The following is a 16,340-nucleotide window of genomic DNA, read 5'->3' as shown; positions in this document are numbered from 1 at the left end:
GCATGAACGACCCAAACCGAGACCGCCGCCCCGATCCGGACGCGCTGCTGGCGCTGACGGAGGACGGGCGGCGTGGCCGCCTCAAAGTGTTTGTTGGCGCGGCGCCCGGCGTTGGCAAGACTTACGCCATGTTGCAGAACGCCCGCCGGCTCAAGGCGGAGGGGCAGGACGTCCTGATCGGCCTGATCGAGACCCATGGCCGCGCGGAAACCGCGGCCCTCACCGAAGGCCTCGACATGCTGCCCCGGCGCGTCGTGGAGCACCGTGGGCGAAAAATCGAAGACTTCGACCTCGACGCCGCGCTCGCCCGTGCGCCGAAGCTGATCGTGGTGGATGAACTCGCGCACACCAATGCGCCGGAAAGCCGCCATCCCAAGCGCTGGCAGGACGTCGAGGACCTCTTGGATGCCGGCGTCGACGTCTGGACGGCGCTCAACATCCAGCACCTCGAAAGCCTCGCCGATGTGGTCAGCCGCGTCACCGGCGTCGTGGTGCGGGAAACCGTGCCCGACAGCGTGTTGCAGAAGGCCCACGACGTCGTGCTGGTGGACATCACGCCGGCGGAATTGATCGAGCGTCTGAACGAAGGCAAGGTTTATCTGCCCGAGACGGCGAAACGCGCCACACAAAAATTTTTCACCCCGAGCAATCTGACCGCCTTGCGTGAACTGGCGCTGCGCCGCACCGCCGACCGGGTCGACGACCAGATGGTCAACTACCTCCGCCAGAACGCCATCGAGGGGCCGTGGGAAACCTCCGACTACCTGCTGGTGTGCGTCGGTGCGGACAAGGGGGCGGAAATCGTCGTGCGCGCCGCGGGCCGGCTGGCGACGCGGCTCAACGCCGCCTGGATCGTGGTCCATGCGGAACGGCCGGGCCACGAGGAGACCGACCCCGCGCGGCTGAAGCGCCTCGACTCCGCCCTGCATCTGGCGGAGCGGCTGGGCGCGGACACGCGGCGGCTGATCGCCCCCGAAAAGGTCGGCGAAATCCTGCGTCTCGCCCGCCGCGAAAACGTCACCCAGATCGTGGTGGGCCGCCCGCGCAAATCGCTGTGGCGGCGCCTCACCGGCGCGGGGTTTGTCGCCGCTCTTGCCGACCAGGCGCCGGACATCGCCCTTCACGTCGTCAACACGCCCGAACCGCCGCCCGAGAAGCGCGCCCTTGCGGTTGTCCGGCCGGCCAGGCTTTGGACCGGCCTCGGCGCCGCCGCCGTCGCGGTGACCCTGGCGGTGGGCGTCGGCCAGGCCCTGACGCTGGCCCTCGACCTCCCCAATCTCTCCATGGTGTTCCTGCTGGCCGTGCTCGGCTGCTCGGCGACTTTTGGGCTATGGTCGGCGGTCGCCGCCTCCTTTATCTCTTTTCTCGCCTACAATTTCTTCTTCATCCAGCCGGTCCACACGTTTACGGTCGCCGAACCGCAGGAAGTGCTTTCGCTGCTGGTGTTCCTGATCGTCGCGGTGCTGACCGGATCTTTGGCGGGGCGCGTCCACGATCAGGCGAAGGCGGCGAGCCAGCGCGCCCAAAACATCGCCTCGCTTTATGATTTTTCGCGCAAGCTCGCGGGCGCGGCGCGGCTCGACGACGTGCTGTGGGCCTCGGTGACCCATCTGCATCGCGCCCAGGGCGGCCCGGTCGTGCTGCTGCTTCCCCAGGAGGGCGAGGTCCAGCTCCAGTCCGCATGGCCGCCGGACCGGGAATTGTCGGCGGGCGAGATCAGCGCCGCGCAATGGGCGTTCGAAAAGCAGGAATTTTCCGGCTGGCGCACCAACACCCTGCCCAATCTCGCCATGCAATTCCGCCCTCTCCTGAGCCCGCGCGGCGCGGTCGGCGTCTGCGGCTTCGTCCCGAAATCCACCGAAGCGCCGCTCTCGCCGGAACAGGAGCGCGAACTCGCGGCGCTGCTGGAACAGATGGCGCTCGCCATCGACCGCTCGCTGCTGATCGGCGAGGCGGTGCGCGCCGCCGCGCTGGAGGACAACGAAAAACTGCGCACCACGCTTTTGTCGTCGCTGTCGCACGACCTGCGCACGCCGCTGTCCTCGATCACCGGCGCGGTGACCACGTTGCGGCAGTTCGGCGCGCAAATGCCCGAGCGCGACCGCGACGACCTGCTCGCCTCGATCGAGGAGGAAACGGCGCGTTTGGCCCGCTTCGTCGCCAATCTGCTGGACATGTCGCGCATCGAATCCGGCGCGCTCAAATTGCGCCGCGACTATATCGAGCCTGCGGACAGTGTGCGCGCCGCCGCCGAGCGCATCAAAAAAACCTTTCCCCGCTTCAGGATCGAAACCAGCGTGGCGCGCGATCTTCCCTTCATCCGCGCCGACGCCCAGATGCTGGAACAGGTCCTGTTCAACCTGCTCGACAACGCGCATAAATATGGCGGCGAAGCTGGCGCCATCATCCACGCGCGGTCGGAGGGCGAAGTTGTGGTCATCAGCGTCACCGACGACGGGCCGGGCGTCAAGCCGGCCGATCTCTCCCGCATCTTCGAAAAATTCTACCGGGGCGGGCGCGCGGACGGCCGCAAGGCCGGCACCGGCCTTGGCCTGTCGATCTGCAAGGGCCTGGTGGAGGCCATGGGCGGAACGATCGAAGCGCAGAGCCCGGCGGCGCGCCGGCGCGGAACCCGCATCCTGCTGCGCTTCCCGGCGGCGCGGATGAAGGTGGAATCGACATGAATGCGCGCATCCTGGTCATCGACGACGAGGCTCCGATCCACCGTTTCCTCAAACCGGCGCTCGCGGCGAGCGGCTACGACGTGCTGACGGCCGAGAACGGACGGCAGGCGCTGCATCTGATCGCCACCGCCGCGCCCGACCTGATCGTGCTCGACCTCGGCCTGCCCGACATGGACGGCAAGGACGTGCTGGCGCAGGCCCGGCAGTTTTCGCAAGCCCCGGTGATCGTGCTTTCCGCGCGCGACCGCGAAGCCGAAAAAATCGCCGCGCTCGATCTCGGCGCCGACGACTATGTGGAAAAACCTTTCGCCATCGGCGAGTTCATGGCGCGTCTGCGCGCGGCCTTGCGCCACGCCGCGCGCAACGAGAAGGAGATCAGCCATTTCGAGGTGGAGGGTCTCAGCGTCGATCTCGAGCGACGGCTGGTCAACCGCAATGGCGCGCCGATAAAACTGACGCCGAAGGAATTCGACCTGCTGGCCATCCTGGTGCGCCATGCCGGAAAGGTGGTGACGCACAAGCAGATCCTCACCCAGATCTGGGGACAAGCGCATGCCGAGGACACGCAATATCTGCGCGTCTTCGTCGGCCAGCTCCGCGCCAAGATCGAGCCCTCGCCGGACTCGCCGCGCCTGATCCAGACCGAGGCCGGCGTCGGCTACCGCCTGTGCGCGGCCGAATGATCAGATCGTCACCTGGGCGCCCAGTTCGACCACGCGATCCGAAGGAATCGAGAAGAAATCCGTGGCGTTGGCCGACTGCTTCGACAGGGTGACAAAAAGCTTGTCCTGCCATTGCGGCATGCCCGACGCCGGCGAGGTCTTGAGCGTCCTCTTTCCCAAGAAGAACGACGTCGTCATGATGTCGAACTTGTAGCCAGCCTTGCGCATCAGCGCCATGGCGGCGGGCACGCGCGGACTTTCCATGAAGCCGAAATGCAGAGTGACCCGCAGGAAATCGCTGGAAAGCTTCTCGATCTCGAACCGATTGGCTTCCGCCACGCGCGGCATGGGCTCGGTGACGATGTTCATGATCAACACCCGCTCGTGCACCACTTTATTATGCTTGAAATTGTGCATCAGCGCCGACGGCGCCACATTGGGGTCGCCGGTGAGGAACACCGCCGTGCCGGCGACGCGCTCCGCCTTGGACCTCTCCAGCATGCGGATGAGATCCACGGTCGGAATGGAATCGCGCTGGGTCTTCTGGCGCAGCAGGTCCGTGCCGCGCACCCAGGTCCACATCACCACCATGGCCAGCGCGCCCATGGTCAGCGGAACCCAGCCGCCCTCGAAAACCTTGATGAGATTGGCCGCCAGGAAGGCGAGGTCGACCGTCAGGAAGAAGCCGATCACGGGAACGACGAGCCACAAGGGCCAGCGCCACAATTTCCACACCACGAAAAAGGCGAGGCTGGTGGTGACCAGCATGGTCCCGGTCACCGCTATGCCATAGGCGTTGGCGAGATTCTCGGAGCTGCGGAACATGAACACCAGCATCAGCACGCCGATGAGCAGCGTCTTGTTCACGCGCGGGACATAGATTTGCCCCTCGGTGCTGGCGGAGGTGTGCTGGATCTCCAGGCGCGGCAGCAGCCCGAGCTGGATCGCCTGCCGCGACAGCGAGAAGGCGCCGGTGATCACCGCCTGCGAGGCGATGATCGTCGCCACCGTCGCGAGCACGACGAAGGGGATCAGCGCCCATTGCGGCGCCATCAGGTAGAAGGGATCTTTCACCGCCTCGGGGTCCATGAGCACCAGCGCGCCCTGTCCCAGATAGTTGCAGATCAGCGCCGGCAGGACGAAGACCAGCCAGGCGATCTGGATCGGTTTTCTGCCGAAATGGCCCATGTCGGCGTAAAGCGCTTCCGCCCCGGTCACGGCGAGAAAGACGAGGCCCAGGGTGACAAAACCGGTCGCGCCATGGCCGAATAGGAAACCCAGGCCGAGCAGCGGGTTGAAGGCGCTCAGAATCCGCGGCGCGTCGGCGATATGCGCGACGCCGAGCCCGGCGAGCAGGCCGAAGAACACCACCATGACCGGACCGAAGAAAGCCGCCACCCGCGCCGTTCCCACGCTTTGCACGAAGAACAGGGACACGAGGATGACGACGGAAATCGGCAGCACATAGGGCTGGAAGGCCGGCGACGCCGTATTCAGGCCCTCGACGGCCGACAGCACCGAAATGGCCGGGGTGATCACCGCGTCGCCCGCGAACAGGGCGGCGCCGGCGACGCCGAGCAGGAAGATGATCTTCGAGTTTCCGCCGAAGGATTTTCGCGCCAGCGCCATCAGCGACAGCGTACCGCCCTCGCCCTTGTTGTCCGCCCGCATCAGGAAGAACACATATTTGAACGTGACGGTGATGAACAGCGCCCAGATCAGCAGCGAGACGACGCCGATCACCTCGGATTCCACGACGCCATCGGTCTTCATGTGGTCGAGCGCGGTTTTCAGGGCGTAGAGCGGGCTGGTGCCGATATCGCCATAAACCACGCCCATGGAGCCGAGAATCATGGTCCAGAAGCCATCGGGGCGATGATTCGGGGCGACGGGCGACTGCGAGGGCGTCGAAGCGTCGGAAATGGAAGGCTCCACGGTGTCTTGCGACATCAACACATCCCGTCAGTCAGGCCAGTGGCGTGGCCGTCGCAATCGATTGCGCCGCACAGTCGCGCCGAACCGAATAAGGATTCGATATGGAATGTATTGCCCCGGAATAAGGAAATCATAAAGATCGCAAGCTCCATCTTCCGCGCGTTCCGCGACGGATTCCGTGTCCCTCTTGACAGCAAGAACTTTCGAGCGCAGAGGCGTTTCATCGGCTGGCTGTCGGCCCGCCGTTTTCCCAACCCAAGTCAAGGACACATGGGCAGTACTCCCTTAGGCGGAGCGATCCCGGCGCGAAGCGGGAAAGCCTCGCCGCAACATCGTGAAGGGCTCGCGGCGCCGGCCGCGTGAGGGACGCCAGGCGTTAACGCCATGTGTCGCTCGCCGTCCGGCCCGAAGCCGGAGGCGAGACATGATTGTAAACTTCCCCAGCAAGGGCGACCTGCGTCGCCCCCAGATCCGTTCCGCATTCGCGGGCGCTGCTAAGCCGCGCCTGACCTGCCGCTGGACGCGCGACGCGTCCGGCCGTCTGGTCGCGCGCTGGCGCCCCGAAGCCGGCGAAGCCTGCCTGCAAGGCGCGGAGCCGCCCTCGTCCCGATTGCGGTTCGCCGCCTAACCACTGGAGACCCTGTTGAACGACGGCCCTAGTCGCTCCGTCTCCGCGCTCGCGGGGGCGGATTCCCTGAAAATCTCAATCGCAAAGCAACCGGCGCGCCTCAGGCGCGGCTTCGGCGCGTAGCGACGCGGGTCGCTCCTGGCCGGCGCCGAGGCGCGCCGCCAGGAGATCAAAATGAACGCCACTATCGATCGGCCCAACGTCGGCGCCGTGCTCGACGACAAGCACGTCGGCCACATCCGCGGCGCCTTCGGCACAATCCTGCATCACGACCACGGCCCCCGCCAAAACTGGCGCCATCGCCTGCAAACCCTGCTCGCCATTATCGGTCCGGGCCTCATCGTCATGGTCGGCGACAATGACGCCGGCGCGTTCGGCGCCTACACGCAAGCCGGCCAGAACTACGGCACGACCCTGCTGTGGACGCTGCTGCTGCTCATCCCCGTGCTCTATGTGAACCAGGAAATGGTGCTGCGCCTCGGCGCGGTCACCGGCGTCGGCCACGCCCGGCTGATCCTGGAGCGCTTTGGCAAATTCTGGGGCGCGTTTTCGGTCATCGACCTGTTCCTGCTCAACGCCCTGACCATCGTCACCGAGTTCATCGGCATCGCCCTGGCGCTGAATTATCTCGGCGTCTCAAAAGCCCTTGGCGTGTCCCTGTCCGCGATCCTGATCATGGCGGCGGCGAGCACCGGTGATTTCCGCCGCTTCGAGCGCTTTTCCATGGCGCTGGTCGCCGGCAGCCTGCTGCTCATTCCCGTGTTTCTGGCGATCCATCCGCCGATGGCTCAACTCGCGCGCGATTTCGTCACGCCGCAAGTGCCGGAAGGAAAACTCAGCGACGTCATGCTGCTGATCATCGCCATCGTTGGCACGACCGTCGCGCCCTGGCAGCTGTTCTTCCAGCAGAGCTATGTCATCGACAAGCGCATCACGCCGCGCTTCATGGCCTATGAAAGGGCCGACCTGTGGCTCGGCATCGTGCTGGTGATCATCGGCGCCGTCGCCATGATGGCCTTCACCGCCGCCGCCTTCGCGGGCAAGCCGGAGTTCGGCAATTTCACCGACGCGGGCGCGGTCGCGACGGGCCTTGAGCAGCACGCGGGCCGCGCTGTCGGCGTGATGTTCGCCATCGCCCTGATCGACGCCTGCATCATCGGCGCTTCCGCCGTGTCGCTGTCCACGGCCTACGCGCTCGGCGACGTGCTGTCGCTCAAACACTCGCTGCACAGGAAACCCTCGGACGCCAAGGGGTTTTATGTGGTCTATTTCGGCCTGATCGTCCTCGCCGCCGGTCTCGTCCTCACCCCCGGCGCGCCGCTCGGCCTGCTGACCAATGCGGTGCAGACGCTCGCGGGCGTGCTGCTGCCCTCCGCCACCGTGTTCCTGCTGCTGCTGTGCAACGACAAGGACGTGCTCGGCCCCTGGGTCAACGGACGCTGGCTCAATGTCTTCACCAGCGCGGTGATCGGCGCCCTTGTGATCCTGTCGATCATCCTGACCGCGTCCGTGATGCTGCCGGACGCCGCCGATGAAACTTTCATCCTGGCGATCCTTGGCGGCGGCGGACTCTTGACCCTGCTCGGCGCCCTCGCGACGTTCGTACTGAGGAGCAAGGGGGAAACCATGAAAAAGATCGATCCCCAACTCCGCGCCACCTGGCGGATGCCGCCGCTGTACAAACTCCCGCCGGCGCGTCTTTCCAAGGCGTCGCGGCTGTGGATGATCGTGCTGCGCCTCTACCTGGTCATCGCTGGCGGACTGGTGCTGTGGCGGATCGTGGCGCTGGCGCTCACGGCGCAGTGACGCCGGAAGCCCTTCTCTGAAGCACGCGGCCGGGGCGCGAAGTCCCGGCTGTCATGAATCCGAAACATTCCCGGCGCATCGACATCGATCAATGATGCGCGCAAATCTGTATTCAGCGCTCCAGACGGAAGTTGATGTCACATGCCCCTTTCCCGAAAAATCGCTTTGGGCAGCCTTGCGGTCAGCCTGATCGTGCTGCTGATCAAGGGCTTCGCCTGGTACGTCACCGGCAGCGTCGCGCTGTTCTCCGACGCGCTGGAAAGCGTCATCAACGTCGTGACGGCCATCGCGGCCATCGCCGCGATCCGCTATGCCGCCCAACCGGCGGACGAAAAGCATCCCTATGGCCATCACAAGGCCGAATACATATCCGCCGTCGTCGTCGGCGTTCTGATCGTGCTCGCCGGCGTCGCCATTCTCCACGAAGCCTACAAAAGCCTTCTCGCGCCAAAGCCGATCGACGCGCCGCTGCTTGGCGTGGGGATCAGCACCGTCGCGACCGTCCTCAACGCGGTCTGGAGCGCGGTGCTGATCCGGCAGGGCCGAAAACACCATTCCCCCGCTCTGGTCGCGGACGGAAAACACCTGTTCGCCGACGTCGTCACCTCGGCCGGCGTGGTGGTGGGCGTCGGCATGGTGGTCGTCACCGGCATCCAGGTTCTCGACGCCGTGATCGCCGGCCTCGTCGCGCTCCACGTGCTGTGGAGCGGCTGGGAGGTTTTTAGGGAAAATTCCGGAAGCCTCCTGGATGAGACCGCGCCGGAGGACCAGCTTGTCGCCATTCGAAAAATTCTCGCCGATCACGCCCGGGACGCGATCGCGTTTCACGACCTGCGCACGCGCTATGCCGGCAAGGTCACGTTCATCGACCTTCATCTCCTGGTTGCCGGAGACATGACCGTCGCCCGCTCGCATGAAATCTGCGACCGGATCGAAGCCGCCTTGAAGGAGGCCCTGCTCGAAACCGTCGTGACCATCCATGTCGAGCCCCACGACAAGGCCGAGACGACCGATCGGCGGTTGGCTTCCGCCTCGTAGCGACCCACAGGACCCGCAAAGGGCGAAATCATGATCAAATTCGAAATCGGACCGGCGATGGATTTGACGATCAGCGTCGCGGTCGCCTTTGTCCTGGCGACGCTGATCGGCGCCGAGAGGCAATATCGCCAGCGCAGCGCCGGCCTGCGAACGAATGTCCTGGTCGCCGTGGGCGCGGCGACCTTCGTCTCGCTTGGGTTCCGCATCAACGGCTCCACCGGCGCGGCGCAGATCGCCGCCTATGTCGTGTCCGGCATCGGTTTTCTCGGCGCCGGCGCGATCATGAAGGAGGGCAGCAAGGTCTGGGGCCTCAACACCGCCGCGACGCTTTGGTGCTCCGCGGCGATCGGCGCGCTCTCGGGATACGGCCTCGTGGTCGAGGCCGCCATCGTGACGGCGGCGGTGCTGGCCGGCAATACGCTGCTGCGGCCGCTGGTCGACGCCATCAACCGCGCGCCGTTCGACGAGCGGACATCGGAAGCCACCTACGAAGTGCATGTGATGACCGAAGCCGAGCATGTCGGCGAAGTGCGCGACCGCCTCATCGAAGTGCTGGAGGCGGCCAGCTACCCAATCCGGGATGTCGAAGTGGTCGAACGCTCCGACGAGATCACGGAAGTCGTCGCCACCCTCGTCAGCACGGCGGTGGAGCCGACGGAACTGGACGCGGCGGCGGAAAAGCTCGCGGCCTCGCCCCGCGTGTCACACGCGAGCTGGTCGTCGAACGCGGAGGAATGAGCGGTGAAATTCCGGCCCGCCCTTTTTCATCTGAGCGCCCGCTGCTTGCGCGAAACGCGGCGGACGGCGCTTGTCGTCGCGCTCGGAATGACGACCGCCGCCTCGGCTCAAGAAGCCTCCCAGCGCGACGCCGCCGACGACGTCAACACGCCTTTGTCCTCCGCCGCCAACATCGGCCAGCAGTCCGTCGGCGCGCTGCTGCCCGAGCCTCTGGCGAGCTGGAACGGGCTGCGGCCAGCTCTCGCCAAAAAGGGCCTGACCTTCGCATTCACCTACCAGTCCGATCCCATGGCGAATGTTTCGGGCGGCTTGAAAACGGGTCCGGCCTATATCGGCCGCGTTCAGGCGGTCGCGAACTTCGATCCCGAGCCGCTCACGGGCTGGAAGGGCGCGCTGTTCCAGGTCTCGACATATCAGATTCACGGCGTCGGCCTGACGGGCGCCTTCATCGGTTCGTACGCCGCGGTTTCGGACATCGAGGCGCTCGCCACCACCCGGCTCAACGAGGTCTGGGTCGAACAGAAACTCACCGACTGGCTGTCGCTCCGAATCGGCCAGCTTGCGGTTGACAGCGAGTTTTTCCTCTCGCCCTATCTGGGAATCGGCATTGGCGGAACATTTGGCTGGCCGCCGATCGCGACCGCCAACCTTCCGGGCGGCGGCGTCGTCTATCCCTTCGCCACGCCGGCGGCGCGCTTGAAAATCACGCCGAGTGAGAGCGTCGCTCTGCTCGCCGCCGTGTTCAACGGCGATCCGGCCGGGCCCGGGGTCGGCGATCCGCAGAAGCGCAACCCATACGGGCTCAATTTCCGCATCATGGACGCGCCTTTCGCCATCGCCGAGGCGCAAATCAAATATGGCGCGGACACGGCTCCCGGCACTCTGAGGATCGGAGCCTGGAGCCATTTCGGCCGCTTCGCCGACGAACGCTTTTCAAGCGACGGCCGCTCCATCTGGGACCCCAACGGCAGCGGCGCGCCGCTTCAGCATAGCGGCGATTTCTCGGTCTATGGCGTTCTGGACCGGCAGGTGTTGCAAAAGCCCGACAAGACGGACGATGGGGTTTTCGCCTTCGGACGTATCGCCTGGGCGCCGCCCGACCGCAACATCATCGATTTTTACGCCGACGGCGGCCTCTCCTTCCAGGGCATGGTTCCGGATCGTCCCGCCGATCAATTCGCGTTTTTGGCGACGTTTGCGCGTGTCAGTCCCGCCGCGCGCGCCGCCGACCTCGACGCCAATTTTTTCCTCGGCCAGCGGCGGCCAGCGCACACGTTCGAGTCGATCCTCGAAGCCACCTATTCCTACAAGGCGGCCACGGGCCTTCTTGTGCAGCCAAGCCTTCAATACGTCATCCACCCCGGGGGCGGCGCAGACCCGCACGATCCGCTTCGGCCCATCCCCAACGCCCTCGTCGTCGGCGTGCGCACGACCATCCAGTATTGACGATTGGCGACGCGGCGCCGTTGACGGCCGAGCCGTGCGGACGCACCATCCGGTTTGGGAGGGCGGATCATGCTGAAGGAACCGGCCTGGCTGCGCCGGGCGCCCGGGTTGTCCATGGTCCGAGACTATCAAGCCTCATGGCTGGCCAGCGATCTGGTCGCGGGGCTCGTCCTGGCGACCATGCTGGCGCCCGTCGGCGTCGCCTACGCCGTCGCCTCGGGCGTACCGGGCATTTACGGGCTCTACGCCACCATCGTTCCCTTGCTCGCCTACGCATTGTTCGGCCCCAGCCGCATCCTCGTGCTGGGTCCCGACTCCTCGCTGGCCGCCATCATCCTCGGCGTGATCGCTCCGCTCGCCGCCGGCGATCCGGCCCGCGCCATCGCGCTCGCGAGCGCCATGGCCGTCGTGTCCGGCCTCGTCTGCATCGTCGCCGGCGTCGCGCGGCTCGGCTTTGTCACCGAACTTCTCTCCAAGCCGATCCGCTACGGCTACATGAACGGCATCGCCTTGACGGTGCTTGTCAGCCAACTGCCCGAACTTTTCGGCTTTCCGGGAGGCGGCGGCGAACTTTTCGAAAAGGTGGAGACCATCGCCGCCGCCCTCGCCGCCGGAAAAATCAATTGGTTCGCCTTCGCGCTCGGAGCGGGCGCGCTCGCGATCGTTCTCGCGCTGAAGAACTTCAAAAACATTCCGGCCGTCCTGATCGCCGTCGCCGCCGCGACCGCGATCGTCGCTGGCTTCGGCCTCGACGACGCCCATAACGTCGCCGTGCTCGGGCCGCTGCCGCGCGGCCTGCCGCAATTCGCCGTTCCGACCCTGGGCGCCGAGGCGCTCGGCCCGGTGATCGCCGGCGGCTTCGCCGTCGCCATGGTTTCGTTCGCCGACACCAGCGTCCTCTCGCGCGCCTATGCCGCGCGACTGAAGCAAAGGGTGGATCCCAACCAGGAGATGATCGGGCTCGGCGCGGCCAATCTCGCGGCGGGATTCTTTCAGGGCTTTCCCATCAGCAGCAGTTCGTCCCGCACGCCGGTGGCGGAGGCCGCTGGCGCGCGAACGCAACTCGCCGGCGTCGTCGGCGCGCTGGGCGTGGCCGCACTGCTGGTGTTCGCGCCGAACCTGCTCGAAAACCTCCCCAGATCGGCCTTGGCCGCCGTCGTGATCGCCTCCGCGATCGGCCTGTTCGAGATCGGGGATCTGGCGCGGATCTATCGTATCCAGCAATGGGAGTTCTGGCTGTCGATGGCCTGCTTCGCGGGCGTCGCCGTGCTCGGCGTCATTCCCGGCATCTGCCTCGCCGTCGTGGCGGCGGTGATCGAATTCCTTTGGGACGGCTGGAGGCCCCATTACGCCATCCTCGGGCGCGCGGCGGGCCTCAAGGGCTATCACGACATGTCTCGCCATCCCGAGGCGCGCCAAATCCCGGGGCTGGTGCTGTTCCGCTGGGACGCGCCGCTGTTTTTCGCCAACGGCGAATTTTTTCGCGAGCGCGCGCTGGCGGCCGTCGCGCAGGCGCCCAGTCCGGCGCGCTGGCTGGTGATCGCGGCGGAGCCGGTGACCAGCGTTGACGTCACCGCCGCCGACGCCGTGTCCGATCTGGACAGGGAATTGCAGGACGCGGGCGTCAAACTGTGTTTCGCCGAGCTGAAGGGGCCGGTGAAGGACAAGCTGAAGCGCTTCGGCATCTTCGACCAGATCGGCGAGCCCTCGTTCTTTCCGACGATCAGCGCGGCGGTCGGCGCCTATCTCGATCGTCACAAGGTGGACTGGGACGATCGCGAGGACGGCGCGTCTTGAGGCGCATCTATCGAGCTCCGCGTCATCATTTTGCAATGCGGCGATGCTGAGTTCCGACGCGACCCAACCGAGAGACGTGAATGACCAAGGATCGTAATCACCAAAAGCCCGAAAACGCCGCGCGCATCCGTGCGGAAATTCTCGACAGTTTCGACGAGGAGCTCGAAGAGGAAATCGACGACGAGCGTCTCGCCCACCTGCTCGACGACGCCAGCGACCATCCGGAGGTCTCGACCCTCAAGCGCTCGGTCTATTTCAAGGAGCTGTTCCGGCTCCAGCGCGAACTCGTCAAATTGCAGGACTGGATTCAGGCGAACGGCGAAAAGGCCGTGATCATTTTCGAGGGCCGCGACGCCGCCGGCAAGGGCGGCGTCATCAAACGCATCACCCAGCGCCTCAATCCGCGCGTCTGCCGCGTGGTCGCTTTGCCCGCGCCGAGCGAGCGGGAAAAGGGCCAATGGTACTTCCAGCGCTACGTTCCGCATCTGCCGGCGCGCGGCGAGCTCGTGCTGTTCGACCGCTCCTGGTACAACCGCGCCGGCGTCGAGCGCGTCATGGGCTTCTGCACCGAGGACGACGTGGAGGAGTTCTTCCGCAGCGCGCCCGAGTTCGAGCGGATGCTGGTGCGCTCAGGCATCAAGCTGATAAAATACTGGTTCTCGATCACCGATCACGAGCAGCATTTCCGCTTCCAGATGCGCATCCACGATCCGCTGAAGCAATGGAAGCTCAGCCCGATGGACCTGCAGTCGCGGGTGCGCTGGGAGGCCTACACCAAGGCCAAGGAATCCATGCTGGAGCACACCCACATTCCCGAAGCGCCCTGGTGGGTCATCGAGGCCAACGACAAGAAATGCGCGCGCCTCAACTGCATCTCGCATTTGCTGACGCAATTTCCCTACGCCGAGGTCGTTCATCCCGAGATCGATTTGCCGGCGCGAACCCATCACCCCGACTATTCCCGCGAACCGATCCCGGAACAGATGTACGTCCCGAAGCTGTTCTGACGCCACGAACAGGAAACGAAAAAGGCCGCCGCGACACTGTCGCGGCGGCCTGTTGTTTGTCCAGACGTTGTCATACGATTTCCGAACGATCAGTTCGGAAATCGTATTCCGCTCGCGCGGAAATCCGCCCTTTGCCTGGAGGATTTCCGCGCGATGTCGTTTTCGCGGATCGCGAAGCGATCTTGCGGAAACCGTATCAGAAGATGGAGCGGAACAGCCAGTAGAGCGAGCCCGACAGCAGCATCGCCACCGGCAGGGTCAGGATCCAGGCCATGGCGAGATTGCGAATGGTCGCCATTTGCAATCCCGAACCATTGGCCGCCATGGTTCCCGCCACGCCCGACGACAGCACGTGCGTGGTCGAGACCGGCAGGCCAAACGCATCGGCGGCGCCGATCGTGCCCATGGCGACCATCTCGGCCGAAGCCCCCTGCGCATAAGTGAGATGGCTCTTGCCGATCTTTTCGCCGACGGTGACGACGATGCGCTTCCAGCCGACCATGGTGCCGAGGCCCAGCGCGATGGCGACCACGATCTTCACCCAGTTCGGGATGAATTTCGTCGCCTGGTCGATCGAGCCCTTGTAGGTTTTCAGCGCGGCGCTCTCGGCGGCCGAAAGCTCCGCGGCCTTGTCCTTCATCAGGAAGCGGATCGCCTCGGAGGTCAGATACATGTCGTTTCGAATGTTGCCGACCTGCTCGAACGGCGCCTGCGCGATCGAACCATAGGTTTCGACCTGTTTCGAAATATCCTTGATCAGCACCGACAGCGACGGATACGTGCCCTCGGTGATCTTGTGCTGCGAAATATAGGCGGTCACCGCCGGGCGGGGATCGCCGATGATGGCGTAGCCGGAGGCCTTGGCGTCCACGACTTTTGACGCTTCGGTCGAGGCCTGCGCGAATTGCGCGACATGGCTCGCCGGCAGCGACTTGTTCAAGGCGTAGGAGGTGGGCACGGTGCCGATCAGGATCAGCATGATCAGGCCCATGCCCTTCTGGCCGTCGTTCGATCCGTGCGCAAAGGACACGCCGGTGCAGGTGAAGATCAGCAGCGCGCGGATCCACAGCGGCGGCTTGGTCTGGCTCTTGGGCGCCTCATAAAGCTCCTTCTTGCGCACCAGGAATTTCATGAGCAGCAGCAAGCCGAAGGCGCAGAGGAAGCCGACCAAAGGCGACAGCAGCAGCGCATAGCCGATCTCGGTGGCCTTGCCCCAGTCCACGCCCGAGGTGCCGTCGCGTCCGCGCAGAATCGCGTTGGCGACGCCGACGCCGATGATCGAGCCGATCAGCGTGTGCGAGGAGGAGGCAGGCAGGCCGAACCACCAGGTTCCCAAATTCCAGATGATCGCGGCGATCAGCAGCGCGAACACCATGGAGAAGCCGGCGTCGGAGCCGACCTGCAGGATCAGTTCGACCGGCAGCAGCGAAATAATGCCGAAGGCGACGGCGCCGCTGGAGGTGAGAACGCCCAAAAAGTTCCAGAGGCCGGACCACGCCACGGCGAAGGACGCCGGCAGCGAATGCGTGTAGATGACGGTCGCGACCGCATTGGCGGTATCGTGAAAACCGTTGACGAATTCGAAGCCCAGCGCGATCACCAGCGCGAGGCCAAGCAACATAAACGGCCAGAGTTTCGCCACGGGGGCGTTGGGACCGAGATCGGAATAGATCGACCATGCTGCAAAAGCCAGGCCGCCCAAGCCGATAGCGATCATCGCCCAGACGGTTTTGGGCTCCGCGGGACGGTCGAGATTGGGCCTGATTGCGTCCGGTTCGGCCGGGATCGACGACGCGACTGTCATGACAAACTCTCTCCTCCAGGGACTAAGCCTGAGCGCATATGTCGCCAAGATCACATCGAGATGACGCTGGGTCGCATTTGTCGCAGGGCGGAGGCGTGGCGCTGTCGTCAAACCGTCATTTAACCCGACAACTCTGGCTGGAGTCCGTTCGGTGAACTCTCTTTCACCCAACGGGCGCTCGTTTTTTGTTTCTACGCGTTTTCTTCACGCGAACCGGCATCCACTTCGCTCGAAAACGCTCCAAGGACGCTGACGCTCATCGGACGATCCAAGCATGAACGTTGAGATTGAACGCAAATTCTTGCTGCGAACCAACGACTGGCGCGCGGAGGTCGTGGACGTCGAGCGCTACCGCGACGGCCTCATCGCCGAAACCGGCTGCGGGAAGGTCCGCGTTCGCCTCGCGGACTCCTTCGCCTCCTTGACGGTCAAGAGCCCGGCCACGGGTCTGGCGCGTCACGAATTCGAGTACCCGATCTCGCGATCCGACGCGGAGCTCATGCTGACGACCATGTGCGGCGACATGGTCGCGCAGAAGTTGCGTCACCGGGTGATCCACGAGGGTTTCGAATGGACGGTGGACGTGTACGAAAAACGTCTGGCCGGAATCGCGCTGGCCGAAATCGAACTGGACCACGAAGACCAGCACATTCCGCTGCCGCCCTGGGTCGGCGCGGAAGTCACCGGCGACGCGCGTTTTCACAAGCGGAACATGATGCGGCTGTCGCTGGCCTCCGCCGCCCCGCTGACAGTGGAGGACCTTCTTGGTTTGGCGTTTCTCGCCCATGCCTGAAC

At 65.0% G+C, this 16,340-nt stretch carries 12 protein-coding genes; 10 read left to right on the top strand and 2 right to left on the bottom strand.

Features of this window, described 5'->3' with window-relative positions:
• Positions 1-2: 2 nt before the first annotated feature.
• Together GJ654_RS01810 and GJ654_RS01805 are read left to right on the top strand one after the other, a co-directional pair.
• A complete protein-coding gene (locus GJ654_RS01810) occupies positions 3-2,684 on the top strand; it encodes a sensor histidine kinase (protein ID WP_155444374.1) in 2,682 nt (893 codons plus the stop codon).
• Positions 2,681-3,367, top strand: a complete 687-nt coding sequence (locus tag GJ654_RS01805; RefSeq protein ID WP_155444373.1) for a response regulator — start codon at positions 2,681-2,683, stop codon at positions 3,365-3,367. Before GJ654_RS01810 ends, GJ654_RS01805 begins: the two co-directional genes overlap by 4 nt.
• Here the strand turns inward: GJ654_RS01805 and GJ654_RS01800 are convergent, their stop codons facing one another.
• Entirely contained in the window at positions 3,368-5,296 is a 1,929-nt protein-coding gene (locus GJ654_RS01800) for a potassium transporter Kup (protein ID WP_155444372.1), read from the bottom strand.
• Positions 5,297-5,705: 409 nt separating this feature from the next.
• Here GJ654_RS01800 and GJ654_RS01795 point away from each other — a divergent pair, with 409 nt between their 5' ends.
• The 7 genes from GJ654_RS01795 to ppk2 all read left to right on the top strand — a co-directional run bounded on the left by GJ654_RS01795 (position 5,706) and on the right by ppk2 (position 13,741).
• Positions 5,706-5,909: a hypothetical protein gene (locus tag GJ654_RS01795; protein ID WP_155444371.1), complete on the top strand. Its 204-nt coding sequence runs from the start codon at positions 5,706-5,708 to the stop codon at positions 5,907-5,909.
• Positions 5,910-6,083: 174 nt separating this feature from the next.
• Positions 6,084-7,715 carry an NRAMP family divalent metal transporter gene (locus tag GJ654_RS01790; protein ID WP_155444370.1) on the top strand — a complete coding sequence of 544 codons (1,632 nt, stop codon included), beginning with the start codon at positions 6,084-6,086 and terminating at the stop codon, positions 7,713-7,715.
• A gap of 141 nt (positions 7,716-7,856) precedes the next feature.
• Positions 7,857-8,753 (top strand): cation diffusion facilitator family transporter, encoded by an 897-nt coding sequence (locus GJ654_RS01785; RefSeq protein ID WP_155444369.1) that lies wholly within the window; start codon positions 7,857-7,859, stop codon positions 8,751-8,753.
• 30 nt (positions 8,754-8,783) lie between these two features.
• Positions 8,784-9,491 carry an MgtC/SapB family protein gene (locus GJ654_RS01780; RefSeq protein ID WP_155444368.1) on the top strand — a complete coding sequence of 236 codons (708 nt, stop codon included), beginning with the start codon at positions 8,784-8,786 and terminating at the stop codon, positions 9,489-9,491.
• A 3-nt stretch (positions 9,492-9,494) separates the two neighbouring features.
• Entirely contained in the window at positions 9,495-10,937 is a 1,443-nt protein-coding gene (locus tag GJ654_RS01775; RefSeq protein ID WP_155444367.1) for a carbohydrate porin, read from the top strand.
• A gap of 69 nt (positions 10,938-11,006) precedes the next feature.
• On the top strand, positions 11,007-12,734 hold the full coding sequence (locus GJ654_RS01770) for a SulP family inorganic anion transporter (RefSeq protein ID WP_155444366.1): 1,728 nt from the start codon (positions 11,007-11,009) through the stop codon (positions 12,732-12,734).
• An 80-nt stretch (positions 12,735-12,814) separates the two neighbouring features.
• Positions 12,815-13,741: a polyphosphate kinase 2 gene (gene ppk2, locus GJ654_RS01765; protein ID WP_155444365.1), complete on the top strand. Its 927-nt coding sequence runs from the start codon at positions 12,815-12,817 to the stop codon at positions 13,739-13,741.
• A 196-nt stretch (positions 13,742-13,937) separates the two neighbouring features.
• Here ppk2 and GJ654_RS01760 read toward each other — a convergent pair whose 3' ends face one another.
• Complete coding sequence (locus GJ654_RS01760) at positions 13,938-15,545, bottom strand: inorganic phosphate transporter (RefSeq protein WP_155444364.1); 1,608 nt, start codon at positions 15,543-15,545, stop codon at positions 13,938-13,940.
• 274 nt (positions 15,546-15,819) lie between these two features.
• Here GJ654_RS01760 and GJ654_RS01755 point away from each other — a divergent pair, with 274 nt between their 5' ends.
• A complete protein-coding gene (locus GJ654_RS01755; RefSeq protein WP_155444363.1) occupies positions 15,820-16,338 on the top strand; it encodes a CYTH domain-containing protein in 519 nt (172 codons plus the stop codon).
• The last annotated feature ends 2 nt before the right edge of the window (positions 16,339-16,340 follow it).

This window comes from Rhodoblastus acidophilus, assembly GCF_009720655.1.
Taxonomy (GTDB): Bacteria; Pseudomonadota; Alphaproteobacteria; order Rhizobiales; family Beijerinckiaceae; genus Rhodoblastus; species Rhodoblastus acidophilus_A.
This window is presented reverse-complemented; position numbering and strand designations above follow the sequence as displayed.

Coding starts and splice junctions, on each gene's coding strand:
- GJ654_RS01810 (WP_155444374.1), top strand. CDS start 3: ATGAACGACCCAAACCGAGACCGCCGCCCCGATCCGGACGCGCTGCTG.
- GJ654_RS01805 (WP_155444373.1), top strand. CDS start 2,681: ATGAATGCGCGCATCCTGGTCATCGACGACGAGGCTCCGATCCACCGT.
- GJ654_RS01800 (WP_155444372.1), bottom strand. CDS start 5,296: ATGTCGCAAGACACCGTGGAGCCTTCCATTTCCGACGCTTCGACGCCC.
- GJ654_RS01795 (WP_155444371.1), top strand. CDS start 5,706: ATGATTGTAAACTTCCCCAGCAAGGGCGACCTGCGTCGCCCCCAGATC.
- GJ654_RS01790 (WP_155444370.1), top strand. CDS start 6,084: ATGAACGCCACTATCGATCGGCCCAACGTCGGCGCCGTGCTCGACGAC.
- GJ654_RS01785 (WP_155444369.1), top strand. CDS start 7,857: ATGCCCCTTTCCCGAAAAATCGCTTTGGGCAGCCTTGCGGTCAGCCTG.
- GJ654_RS01780 (WP_155444368.1), top strand. CDS start 8,784: ATGATCAAATTCGAAATCGGACCGGCGATGGATTTGACGATCAGCGTC.
- GJ654_RS01770 (WP_155444366.1), top strand. CDS start 11,007: ATGCTGAAGGAACCGGCCTGGCTGCGCCGGGCGCCCGGGTTGTCCATG.
- ppk2 (WP_155444365.1), top strand. CDS start 12,815: ATGACCAAGGATCGTAATCACCAAAAGCCCGAAAACGCCGCGCGCATC.
- GJ654_RS01760 (WP_155444364.1), bottom strand. CDS start 15,545: ATGACAGTCGCGTCGTCGATCCCGGCCGAACCGGACGCAATCAGGCCC.
- GJ654_RS01755 (WP_155444363.1), top strand. CDS start 15,820: ATGAACGTTGAGATTGAACGCAAATTCTTGCTGCGAACCAACGACTGG.